At 33.5% G+C, this 12319-nt stretch carries 10 protein-coding genes; 8 read left to right on the forward strand and 2 right to left on the reverse strand.

All coding sequences use genetic code 11. The features are described 5' to 3' along the window. Positions 1-9: 9 nt before the first annotated feature. The 3 genes from DWV06_RS15985 (at position 10) to DWV06_RS15995 (ending at position 4553) form a co-directional block, all read left to right on the forward strand. Positions 10-1575, forward strand: a complete 1566-nt coding sequence (locus tag DWV06_RS15985; protein ID WP_115483195.1) for an MBOAT family O-acyltransferase — start codon at positions 10-12, stop codon at positions 1573-1575. Continuing rightward, positions 1562-2533, forward strand: a complete 972-nt coding sequence (locus DWV06_RS15990) for a hypothetical protein (RefSeq protein WP_115483196.1) — start codon at positions 1562-1564, stop codon at positions 2531-2533. Before DWV06_RS15985 ends, DWV06_RS15990 begins: the two co-directional genes overlap by 14 nt. A 175-nt stretch (positions 2534-2708) precedes the next feature. Further along, positions 2709-4553: a putative bifunctional diguanylate cyclase/phosphodiesterase gene (locus tag DWV06_RS15995; protein ID WP_115483197.1), complete on the forward strand. Its 1845-nt coding sequence runs from the start codon at positions 2709-2711 to the stop codon at positions 4551-4553. A 92-nt stretch (positions 4554-4645) separates the two neighbouring features. Here DWV06_RS15995 and DWV06_RS16000 read toward each other — a convergent pair whose 3' ends face one another. Next, positions 4646-4912: a hypothetical protein gene (locus tag DWV06_RS16000; RefSeq protein ID WP_115483198.1), complete on the reverse strand. Its 267-nt coding sequence runs from the start codon at positions 4910-4912 to the stop codon at positions 4646-4648. Between the two features lie 216 nt (positions 4913-5128). On the opposite strand from DWV06_RS16000, the gene DWV06_RS16005 reads away from it, so the two are divergent. After that, entirely contained in the window at positions 5129-5761 is a 633-nt protein-coding gene (locus DWV06_RS16005; RefSeq protein WP_115483199.1) for a DUF2975 domain-containing protein, read from the forward strand. A gap of 9 nt (positions 5762-5770) precedes the next feature. After that, positions 5771-5980: a helix-turn-helix domain-containing protein gene (locus tag DWV06_RS16010; RefSeq protein ID WP_115483200.1), complete on the forward strand. Its 210-nt coding sequence runs from the start codon at positions 5771-5773 to the stop codon at positions 5978-5980. Between the two features lie 119 nt (positions 5981-6099). On the opposite strand, the gene DWV06_RS16015 is transcribed toward DWV06_RS16010, so the two are convergent. Further along, complete coding sequence (locus DWV06_RS16015; protein ID WP_115483201.1) at positions 6100-6942, reverse strand: MurR/RpiR family transcriptional regulator; 843 nt, start codon at positions 6940-6942, stop codon at positions 6100-6102. A 318-nt stretch (positions 6943-7260) separates the two neighbouring features. Between DWV06_RS16015 and DWV06_RS16020 the strand changes: the two genes are divergently transcribed. The 3 genes from DWV06_RS16020 (at position 7261) to DWV06_RS16030 (ending at position 12307) form a co-directional block, all read left to right on the forward strand. Further along, the gene (locus DWV06_RS16020) at positions 7261-10293 is read left to right on the forward strand and encodes a metallophosphoesterase (RefSeq protein ID WP_235828995.1); all 3033 of its coding nucleotides are present in this window, start codon (positions 7261-7263) and stop codon (positions 10291-10293) included. A gap of 122 nt (positions 10294-10415) precedes the next feature. Continuing rightward, positions 10416-10850 carry an RrF2 family transcriptional regulator gene (locus DWV06_RS16025; RefSeq protein ID WP_115483203.1) on the forward strand — a complete coding sequence of 145 codons (435 nt, stop codon included), beginning with the start codon at positions 10416-10418 and terminating at the stop codon, positions 10848-10850. 149 nt (positions 10851-10999) lie between these two features. Then, positions 11000-12307, forward strand: coding sequence for an O-acetylhomoserine aminocarboxypropyltransferase/cysteine synthase family protein (locus DWV06_RS16030; RefSeq protein ID WP_115483471.1), 1308 nt, complete (start codon positions 11000-11002; stop codon positions 12305-12307). The last annotated feature ends 12 nt before the right edge of the window (positions 12308-12319 follow it).

Genomic DNA, 12319 nt, shown 5'->3' on the forward strand with positions numbered 1-12319 from the left:
GAGAATAAAATGTCACTAATTTCAATGAAGTTTTTGCTGTTTGTACTTATCGCAGTCATTGGGTATTATAGTATCCCTAAGAAGTTTCAGTGGGTATGGTTGTTGATTTTAAGTTATATTTACTATGCATCATCTGGAATAAAAATTGTATTTTTTATTCTATTTTCAACTATTACAACATATACGGCAGGTATTTTATTGCATAAGATAAGTACATGTCATGCAGAAAATCAAGATACGAATAGAAGCTTTAGAAAGCAGCAAATCATTAGTCAAAAGCGTTTAATTGTTGTTACGACACTTATTTTAAACTTTGGAATGTTGGGAATATTAAAGTATACAAATTTTGTAATTGATATTTTTAATCACATTTCAGGAAATCAGATTACATTTTTTAATTTCCTTCTTCCCTTGGGAATTTCCTTTTATACATTTCAATCAATGGGATATTTGTTAGATGTTTACTGGGAGAGATACAAACCGGAATTCAATTTTTTTCGTTTTGCGTTGTTTGTATCTTTTTTTCCGCAAATACTACAAGGCCCTATCAGCCGGTTTGACCACTTGGCTCATCAATTATTTGAGCAGCATACTTTTAATTGGGCGCAGGCGGAAGTAGCAGTTCAAAGGATTCTTTGGGGGTTCTTCAAAAAAATGGTGCTTGCAGATAATGCAGCAATGTTTGTAGATGGTATATTTAATCGTTATCAAGAATTTCCAGGGCTGTCTATCATTGCGGTTTTAGGTTATTCCATACAATTATACGGAGATTTTTCCGGTGGAATAGATGTAGTGATTGGAATCGCAGGTCTATTTGGAATTACATTAAAAGAGAATTTTAAACAACCGTTTTTTGCTAGATCTATTTCTGATTTCTGGCATCGCTGGCATATCACATTGGGAACTTGGATGAAAGATTATATTTTTTATCCGATTTCTTTATCAAAAGGGATGAGTAGATTTGGAAAGTTTGCGAAGAAGACCTTCGGCAAAAAGGTAGGTCGTACTCTGCCTATTTGTGCTGCCAATATTGTTGTATTTCTGGTAGTAGGAATCTGGCATGGGGCTGCTTGGAAATTTATAATATATGGATTATATAATGGATTAATAATTGCTTTTAGCGGACTTATGGCTGCCAATTATCAAAAATGGAAAAAAGCCTGCCATATCAATGATAAGTCAAAACTGTGGATCGTATTTCAGATTGTAAGGACTTTTATCTTAGTTAATATAAGTTGGTTTTTTGATCGTGCGGATAGTGTACGTCAGGCTCTTATTATGATGAAAAACGCAGTGACTCATTTTGAGATTACAAGTCTGTTAAATGGAAGTATATTAGAAACAGGAAAAAGTGTACAGAACTTTTCGATTATTATATTGATTATTTTACTTTTTGGATGTGCTATCGTATTTATGGTCAGCTTCATACAGGAAAATAAAATAGCGGTACAGCAGGTACTGATCAGTAGACCTGTAATGATAAGATGGGCAGTATACTTAATGCTTCTTTTTGCTCTGCCGATATTGGGACAGCCGCCAACGAGTTCAGGAGGTTTTATCTATGCACAATTTTAAAAAAGTAGGCGGGATTGTTTTATTTATTGCTTTGTGCGTTGTAATAAGTGGTATGTTCAATTTTATGCTCGTACCCTATAGCTATATTAGAGTTGATGTTCATAATATACAGGAAAAAAAGTATGATGACTTATATATAGGGACTTCACATGGGAAAGCAGGGATTAATCCATTGGAAGTAGATAAAATTACAGGAAGAAAAAGTACAAATCTGTGTCTGGGTGGAGAATACTTGGAAGATTCTTATTTTTTAATCAAAGAGGCTGTTAGGCATCATAAACCTAAAAGGATTATTTACGAAGCAGATCCGGGGTATTGGGTTACAAAACCAAGTCAGAATACAGACTATAATATGATATATCGCGAATTTCCTCCTTCCTTAGTAAAGGTTGAATATTATATTGCGAAGAATCTTTCTGCTGATTTTAGAAATACAATTTTTCCATGGTATATGTGTAGAAATCAATATACTGCAATTCCTTCAATTATAAAAACAAAGCTCAGCCAAGAATATAAGAATTATGGAACAAAGGTATTTAAGGCAGAGAATCAATCTTATGAGGAAGAAGGTTTTGTCCATATTAACCGCATGAAAGGAGTCCCAAAGAGTAAGGATAATTTAATTTTATGGGATGAGGCAAAAGTATATCAAGGGAATTTAGAATATTTCAAGAAACTGGTACAATATTGCAAGAAAAATGATATTGAATTGATAGCGATTACGACTCCAATACCACAGGAGACACTAGAACAATATGCAGAACATTATGATGATGCAAATAAGTATTTCAGTAAACTAATGAACCAATACAATATTACATATTATAATTTTAATTATATGGAAGAAAAAGAAATAGATAGAAGTTCAGATGCATTCAGCGATTATGATGGGCATATGTATGGTGATGCTGCACAAAACTTTAGTCGTATTTTAGGAAAATATTTAAATAGAAAATAGTACAAAGTAGTCATAGAAAAGAAAGTTCTTAAATAACTTTATGAAAAGGAATTTAAGAACTTTTTTGTGTTAAAACATGAAATATGGAATATTAAATCGATTTATTGCGAATTATATACAAAAGTGATACAATTTGGAAGTGGGTAATATAATTGTAAGATGTTGGAGGATTAAAATGCAAAGTGATTTTGAAATAGACACATCTGGCACAGAAAAGACCTCGCGTGATGAATGGAATCATATTATGGAAGAATTAAAATCAGGATCAGATAATATATTGGATTCGTATAGTACTGATTTGGTCATTCAAAAAGTTTACAAAATGGTAGAAAAAAACTATTTGGAACGATTAAAATTAGAACAGGATTTGGAAGATACGACTATACGCTTAGCTGCTCTGATAAATTCGGTACCAGGTGGTATACTTACTTGTGAAGTATCTGATAAAATGAAAATAGTATATTGTAACGATGCAGTTCCGACCCTTTGGGGCTATACAAAAGAAGAATTCTTTATCTTAGGGAAACAGGGAGTTCAATCTCTTATATATGAAGAGGATTGGGAGATGGTACATGAAGAAATATTATCTGCCATTCAGGATAACAGGACATTGGAATATATCTGTCGAATTAAGCATAAAGATGGATTTTATCCCTGGGTCCATGTAATAGGAGTAAAATTTAAAGAAGAGAATAATCATCCGATATTTAATATTGTGATTATTGATGTTACAAAAGAAAAAGAAAATGAATTAAAATTTCGATATATGGCTGAATATGATTCCCTTACAGGGATTTATAATAGAGATACATTTTTTAGAAAAACAAAAGAGATGTTGAATCAAAATAAAAATGAAAAATATGTGCTGATTCACTGGGATGTGGAACGGTTTAAAGTGATAAATGATTTATTTGGTAATAAGGTTGGAGATGAAATATTAAAGGAAATAGCAAGATATTTTGAGCATTCAATGAAGGATATAGGAATTGCGGGGCGTTTGGAAACAGATCATTTTGCGGTTTGTTTTCCTGAAAAGTATTTAGATATGGATGCCACAATCAAGCAGATTAACAATAATTTCAAAGCAATTCATCTTAGTTATGAGATATTAATACATGCAGGAGTCTACTTTATAGATGATATTTCAGTGCCGGTCAATATCATGTGTGATAGAGCACAATTAGCATTAATGACGGTAAAAGGGAATTATATTAGACGCTATGCCTTTTATGATAAAAAGCTCCGTGATTCTATTTTGGGAGAACAAGAGCTTAAAATAGATATGCATGGTGCATTAGAGAAGGAACAGTTTGAAATATATATACAACCGAAGTGTAAAATGGAAGGGAAGCAGGTAATAGGAGGCGAGTCCCTGGTACGCTGGCTCCATCCTGTAAAGGGTATGATTTCGCCTAAGGATTTTATCCCATTGTTTGAGAAAAGCGGCTTTATCGTAAAGTTAGACGCATATGTTTGGGAAAAGACATGTCAATTAATAGCTAAGTGGAAGAAAGAAGGGCACGAAATCACTCCGCTATCAGTTAATGTTTCAAGAATCAATTTTTTTAATCCAAAGTTGTGTGACCAGTTATTAGAATTGGTACAGAAATATGATATTGATCCAAAATATTTAGAATTAGAGGTAACAGAAAGCGTCTATATTCAGGAAGCTACTTTGATTTATGGCGTATTAGAAAAATTACAGAGCTTAGGATTCCATATTTTAATGGATGATTTTGGAAGTGGATATTCTTCGCTTAATATGTTGAAAGATGCCCCTGTAGATATAATTAAATTGGACCTTCGTTTTTTGTCGGGTGATGATAAAAAGGGAAGAGGAAGAGATATTTTATCTGCAGTCGTACAAATGGCTAAAGTATTACGCCTTCAAGTAATCGCAGAAGGGGTTGAAACAGAAGAACAGGCTAAATTCTTAAAAGACATACAGTGCGATTATGCACAAGGCTATTATTATTCAAGACCGGTTCCGGTAGATACGTTTGAAAAGATGGTTTATTAAAACTCTAAAGAAAATTCCAATATAAAGTTCCCCATCTGTTTTCTTACTTTTATGGTTGAAACCATGAGACAACAGATGGGGAAAATTGTTTGCTATTTAATTAATTTGATGGAACCAATTAAAGGCATTTCTTTTTCTTCTTCATTTATTGCGCCAATTAATCCAATTACCCAGCATACAATTAAAAAGATAAGTAATATCTGTCCTAAGCATGGGATTGGAGTTAAAAGCATAAATAGCCATAAAACCAATGCTTGATTTAGGTGAAATTTTGCTCCTTCTTTATCACCTGCTACTAAAGCAATAATTAAACCTATCCAAGTGATATAGGCAACAATACCAGTTGTTCTTTTATCCATAACTTCTCTCCTTTAATATTTAATAAATTCTTATCGACATTTATAGACAAATTCTAACATAAATGTTTCCAAATATCAATAAGAAAATGGTACTAACATAATAGTACAATAGTATGAATTACGATATAAAATTAATGATAAACGATAAAAATTAATTGACAAATGATTAATACTGTTTTATAGTATAATTAACTTTATTTTAATAGGAGGTTAATTATGAAAGAAAAGATAAAACTGGTTCAAAAAAATAGTAAGCAGTATCGATGGTTATTAAGAATAATATTAGTATTATTAGGAGCATGGATTTTATACTCGTCAACTCGTGGAATTTTCTATTCTATGCAAGAATCCAATGCGTTTGCTGTCAAGGAAACAACGGATGATGTTACTGGTTATCCAGATAAAGTTCTTACAATTAACGGAAAAGAAGAGCCGATTATTGATATAGATATGTATTCCGGACCTTATCATACTAGTAAAGAAACAGGATTGCCCAATTACAAATTTTCAGTACTTATTGATATTTTAACTAATACATTAAAAGTAGTATTTATTTTTATTATCATAATTATTGTATATAAAATGAATGAAGAAATAATAAAAGATATAAGTCCTTTTTCCAAAAAGAATGTAAAACGTTTGAGGGTTATAAGCATTTTAGTACTTGCTTTTATTTTTGTACCTATTTATACGGAATTTATTTTAACGCTTTTGGTATTTTTAAAGTCGGCCGTACAATTTACTATTATGGATTTCCTATTGATTTTTCTTAGTTTTGCAATCTATGGGATCTCTTACATAATAGAATATGCTTGTGCATTACAGAAAGAGGTAGATGAAACGATTTGAGGTGAAAAAATGAGTATTATATTAAGACTTGACCGTGTGATGGCAGATCGAAAAATTTCATTGAATGAACTTGCAGAAAAAGTAGGGATTTCTAATGTGAATCTATCGAATTTGAAGACTGGGAAGGTGAAAGCAATACGTTTCTCAACTTTAAATGCAATTTGTGAAGTGTTAGACTGTCAACCCGGTGATATTTTAGAATATAAGAGTGAGGAATAATTTCTTTAATTGAAATTTTGGGTCTCTTAAGAATACAAGCTTTTATAGCTTGTAAATGGTCAACAGATTATAAACATAAAATATTTAAAGATTTTGTCATTACAGTTTAAATGACAGTACTATGATTTGAGACGAAGAGGATCAAGTACACGATTCATTTCTTTAATGTGTTTAATAACACTTTCTTTCTGACGTATTGCAAGACCTACATAAAGACTGTCGATAATGCTGACCTGAGTAACACGTGGTGAAATAAACAGTTGTTTAGGTGAATAAAGTTCCAGACAAATATCTGATACCTGTGAAATTGGAGTTTTAGAGTATCCTGTAATACTGATGGTCTTTGCTTTATGTGCTTGGGCTTCACGCATTGCGCTGATGACTTCAGTGGTCTGCCCGGTGTGTGAGATGCCTACCAGTACATCAGTTAAATTCAACTGTGAAGCAATAATCAGACTTAAATGAGAATCTGTAATAGCTGTTGCAGGAATTCCGATTCGCATTAATCTGATATAAAAATCTTCAGCAAGTGAAGCAGATGCTCCGACTCCCAAGATATAAATATGAGATGCATTGTTCAGGTATTCGACCGATTCAGCAATCATATTGTAATCCAGGCTGTTCAGGGACTGCTCTAGTGTATCAATATTACAGCTAAATACTTTTCTAGTAATGGTCTCCATATCATCTTCAGTTTTCAACTCTTCAAAGATAGTTTGTATTGCAGGCTTTTGGGTATGAGCTGCTAGTCTAATCTTTAAATCACTGAAGCCAGACAGACCTATAGTCTTACAGAATCTGACAATACTAGATTCAGCAATATTAAGTTTTGCAGCGAATTGCTGAATACTTAGTTCTATTACTTCTTTTGTATTATTTAATATAAAATCAGCTATTTTTTTTTCCACTTTATGAAACGAAGGATATTGGGATTGAATAATAATAAATGGATTTTGTTCCATATTTGCCCTCCTGAGAATTTAATCTTAAAACAATTATTTTGAAATATTCTATCATAAAATAGAAAAGTCTGCATCTATTCGAATACATTAATTTGTAATTATACAATATATACAAATATGTTTCATGATTTTACAGAAAATTCCTTAAAGTATGAAAATATACACAAAAATATATTTTATCATTGCATTTTATTGGAATATTGCACTAAAATGAATTTTATTTTTTGTAAACATGTAATTATAGAAAAATATTCATTTTAATGTTAAGGTATAAGTATGATTATATAAATTAGAATGGAGGAAAAATTTTTGAAAAAAATGTTAAAACGGATAACATTCATGCTGGTTATATTATTATCACTGTTTTGTGTGACATCTTGTGGAAAAAATACAAAAACAGAAGTACAGACTGCAGATGAATCAAATGGGGTAACGGCAGAATTTAAAAATGGTCCATATTTACTAGCGCCCAAAACCGATAGTATGGTAGTTGTCTGGGAAAGTACAGAAAAAGTACCTGCTACCATTGCATATGGTACAGAGGAAGGGGCTCTTTGTTCACCGATTGAAGTTGAGGCAGAGTCTGATGTGCCTGAATTTCAAGGCAAAAAACTCTATCTTTTTTCTTATAAGATAGAGAATCTAAAGCCAGGTACAAAGTATTATTATGAGGTAAAGCTTGATGGTGGAGAAAATTGCAAAGCTAACTTTAAATCATTAGAAACAGATCCGAAATCATTTAATATTATGACTTTATCAGATTCACATATTTTTGCAACACGTGCAGAACTGGACAAAGCCATCAAAGATAATGAACCTGCATTTTTATTACATTGTGGAGATCTTGTTGAAGGAACAGGTGCACAGGCAGAGCAATTTAGTTTTTGGTTTAAAGGAACACTGAAAGATGATTTCATTCACTCTTATCCAGTTGTTTATAGCAGCGGTAATCATGATCAGGGAGATGTATTTTTTAATACATATGTTTATAATATTCAGGACAAAGAATATGGCGCGGAAGTTGCCGGAGATAGTTCATTTAATTATGGTAAAGTACATTTTATTACGATGAATAGTAATCCATGGGGATTATTTCAAATGAATTCGGAGGCCACTGGTAATAAAGTGGATGAGGCTACGACCAAAGAAATCGATCAGGCAATGGAATGGTTAAAAAAAGATCTTGAAAGTGATGATGCAAAAAATGCTAAGTTCCGTATGATTATGATGCATCATCCGGTGTCTGATGCATATACAAAAAGATACATTCCGAAAATAATTGAACCAGGAAAGGTTGATTTACTACTCTCTGGACATACCCATAGTTATGCACGTGAAGTTTCAAGTGATCCATCAGTAGGAGCAGGCACTGTATATTTGACGCATCAAGATGCACGTACTTACAATAAAAAAGGCGATTTCTTCTATATTTCAGTTGATGGTGAAAAGGGCTTGATGACGATAGATAACTATGGTTCTCCTGATACAGCTTCTGAAAGTGCTAAAGCGAATACTACTATTATTTCAAATGAAAAGCAGCAGCTAACTTTCTCAGATGTTTCTATTTCACCTAATTCAATACTCTGTAATGACAAAGTAACTGTAAAGGCAACCGTTACAAATAATGGTTCAGGAATTGCAGCAGCAGCAATTCCCGTTAAGGATAATGGAGAGGTACATTATCTTTATAGCTTTGATGATGAGACAGTGGTACTCGAACCGGGTGAGTCAAAGACACTGACAGGTTCTCTCAAAATAGGGACATTGGGAACACATACCTTAGAGCTTAATGATACGTCAGTCTCTGTGGATGTCAAGTTCCGTAAGGCTACATTTGATTATACGAATATCCGCATAAAACAAGGAAATGAAGAAGTATCTGATATGAGTAGTAATATCTTGAATATGAAAGCAGATGTTACAAATATAGGGAATGAATCAGGTAAAGGTTCGGCAGATTTTATGATTGATGATAAAACGGTAGAATCTGAAGAAATTTCTCTAGATGCCGGAGAGACAAAAACAGTTGAATTTACATACACATTTGATAAGGCAGGTGATCATACAGCGACAATTGGTAATGCCCCTGTAGAAGTTGTTACCATTGAGGGAGCAATTCAAGGTATGCCGCTTGTACGAGATCTTTCAGGTAATGACAATAATGGTTATATTCATGGAGAACCTGAATTAGGTAAGGATGAGGAGAATCACCAGACTATAATCCTTGATGGCAAGCGAGATTATATTGAAATTCCGGATAATGGCGGCTATACTGTGAAAGATGCAGCGACCGGTATGGTATGGGCTAATCTGCCTAGTGCAGGAACTACCAAAGGTGGAGTATCAGAACTGACAGAACAGTATGAGGATCTTGATGGAAAAGGTGCAATTCCGGATCATAATCCGCTAATGGTCAAAGGTATTGGCCTTGGCTGGGGGACACCGTATTTATTCCGCATGGCAGTTCGTGAGACAGGTAAAGTTACATATGGTGTTTGTCTGCTTGATGACAATGGTGAGTTCAGTTGGAATGATGGTGATGAAGAAGCTGCAGGTATTAAGAAAGATACATGGGTACAATATACAAGTACATTTGATATGAAGACCGGAGGTGATTCTTATCAAAATGGTTATAACAGTGCACATGTAGATAAACCTGCATTTGATGCACCAGTTAAAAATTGGGAAGGCGAACCAATGTATATTGGATTTGGATTTAAAAATACCATACAAACAAATCGAAATCGCGGGATGTATCATACAATGCTTCCAGGTACAATTTCACAAGTAAGATTTTATACTACAAAGATCTCTGCAGATGAAAATAATGAAGTCCGTGAAAATTCAACAAAAGAGGGCCCTAAGGCGAAAGATCTTAAGATATGGTTAAACTTTGAGAATAAAAATATGGAAACTAAGGGTAAACATACAACGGAGTGGGTTGAAACATCTTCAGCACCAAGCTCACTTTCCTATGATACTAAAATTGAGGGAAATGCTTCTATTACGGCAACCATACAGGTTTCAGAGGATGGAAAAACTGTAAAAAGTGAGAAGAATTATGTTTTGAAAAATGGTAATAATAAGATTAGTCTGAGTGAGCTAGCCAGTGGTAAATATGTACGTATAGTGACAGACTTTGTTTCTGACTTGAATGATAAAGAATCACATATACCAGTTGTAAATGAGTATGTTCTAACAGCTGGAAATGAAAAGTGTTGGAATACATTGGTCGATTGGAAAAAGGGTACATTTGAGGGTGCAGCAGGTTACCAGGAGACTAATGTTTATAAGAATTTTGCTTCTGATTTCGATGATTATAATGACTCAGCTAGTAAAGCTAATAAGTAAGAAAGCTATTGATATTATAGAATTTAGGGTAATAGACAGATTTTGAAAAAGATTGACATGCAAGTTAAAGTTCTGTATAATATCATACAAATTCACTAGGAAAATAGTAAGGAGTAATAGCTTTGAAAATTTCAACAAAAGGAAGATATGCGCTTAGAATTATGTTAGATCTGGCAATGCATGATATTGGTGAAAGTGTAAGAGTGAAAGAGATTTCTGAAAGACAAGGAATATCGGATAAATATCTGGAGCAGATTATTTCGATCTTGAACAAAGCAGGTTATGTTAGAAGCACAAGAGGGCCTCAAGGCGGTTACCGTTTAGCTAGAAAACCTGAAGAGTATACAGTTGGAATGATTTTAAGATTAACGGAAGGAAGTCTTTCACCAGTAGCCTGTATGGAAGATGATATGAATCAGTGCGATCGGCAAGATGAATGTGCCACTTTGATCTTATGGAAAAAAATTGATGATGCGATTAAACAAATAGTTGATACTTATACATTAGCGGATTTGTTAGAATGGCAGAATCAAAGAGGAAATGATTATATTATTTAATGAAGAACTTTCTGTAGTATAAACTGCAGAAAGTTCTTTTAAATAAAAATGAAAATTTGGGGATTGACATTGATAGAAATATGAATTAATATATTCCTATCGACAAACTAGGATATAAAATGACAAAGAAACGAAAGGTAGGAAAATATATGAACAAAAAAGAAAGAGCCAATAGAAATTTAAAATTTGAAACCTTGCAATTACATGTTGGTCAGGAATTCCCGGATTCGGCGACAGATGCAAGAGCAGTACCCATTTATCAAACTTCATCTTATGTATTTCATAATGCAGAACATGCAGCTGCACGTTTTAATTTATCGGATGCCGGTAATATTTATGGACGCTTAACGAATCCGACGCAAGACGTTTTTGAACAGAGGATAGCAGCATTAGAGGGAGGCATTGCGGCGTTGGCAGTAGCTTCGGGAGCAGCCGCTATTTCATATACGTTCCAGAATCTTGCTCATCAAGGGGATCATATTGTTTCGGCAAAAAATATTTATGGAGGAACTTACAATTTGCTTGCACATACTCTCCCTGAATATGGAATTCATACAACATTTGTAGATCCTTTTGAGGAAGGTGCATTTGAAAGGGCCATTCAGGATAAAACAAAAGCAATTTATATAGAGACTCTTGGAAATCCAAATTCTGATGTCATAGATATTGAAAGAATAGCACAGATTGCACATGCGCATAAAATACCATTGGTGATTGATAATACATTTGGAACACCTTATTTAATTAGACCGATTGAATATGGAGCAGATATTGTAGTGCATTCAGCTACTAAGTTTATTGGAGGGCATGGAACTACAATTGGAGGTGTAATTGTAGATAGCGGCAAATTTGATTGGGAAAATTCAGGCAAATTTTCTTCACTTACAGAACCGAATCCGAGTTATCACGGCATTAGTTTTACAAAAGCTGTAGGTCCCGCAGCATTTGTTACAAAAATTAGGGCTATCTTACTGAGAGATACCGGTGCAGCGTTATCACCTTTCCATGCGTTCTTCTTTTTACAAGGATTAGAAACACTTTCCCTTCGTGTTGAAAGGCATATAGATAATGCATTGAAAGTTGTGGAATTTTTGAAGAACCATCCACAGGTTGAAATAGTAAATCACCCATCTGTATCGACGGATGAAACCCAAAAAAAATTATATCAAAAGTATTTTCCAAATGGAGGCGGTTCCATTTTCACATTTGAAATTAAAGGGGATGCTCAAAAAGCAAAAGATTTTATTGATAATTTAGAATTATTTTCTTTACTTGCAAACGTAGCGGATGTAAAATCTTTAGTAATACATCCTGCGTCTACAACACATTCTCAACTTTCTAAAGAAGAGTTGGTGGAGCAGGGAATAAAGGAGAATACCATTCGTCTATCCATCGGAACAGAGCATATTGATGATATTATAGAAGATTTGAATGAGGCATTCAAGGCAGTAGAATAGAAAGGAAGAAGA

The sequence above is a fragment of the Anaerosacchariphilus polymeriproducens genome (assembly GCF_003363435.1).
Taxonomy (GTDB): Bacteria; Bacillota; Clostridia; order Lachnospirales; family Lachnospiraceae; genus Anaerosacchariphilus; species Anaerosacchariphilus polymeriproducens.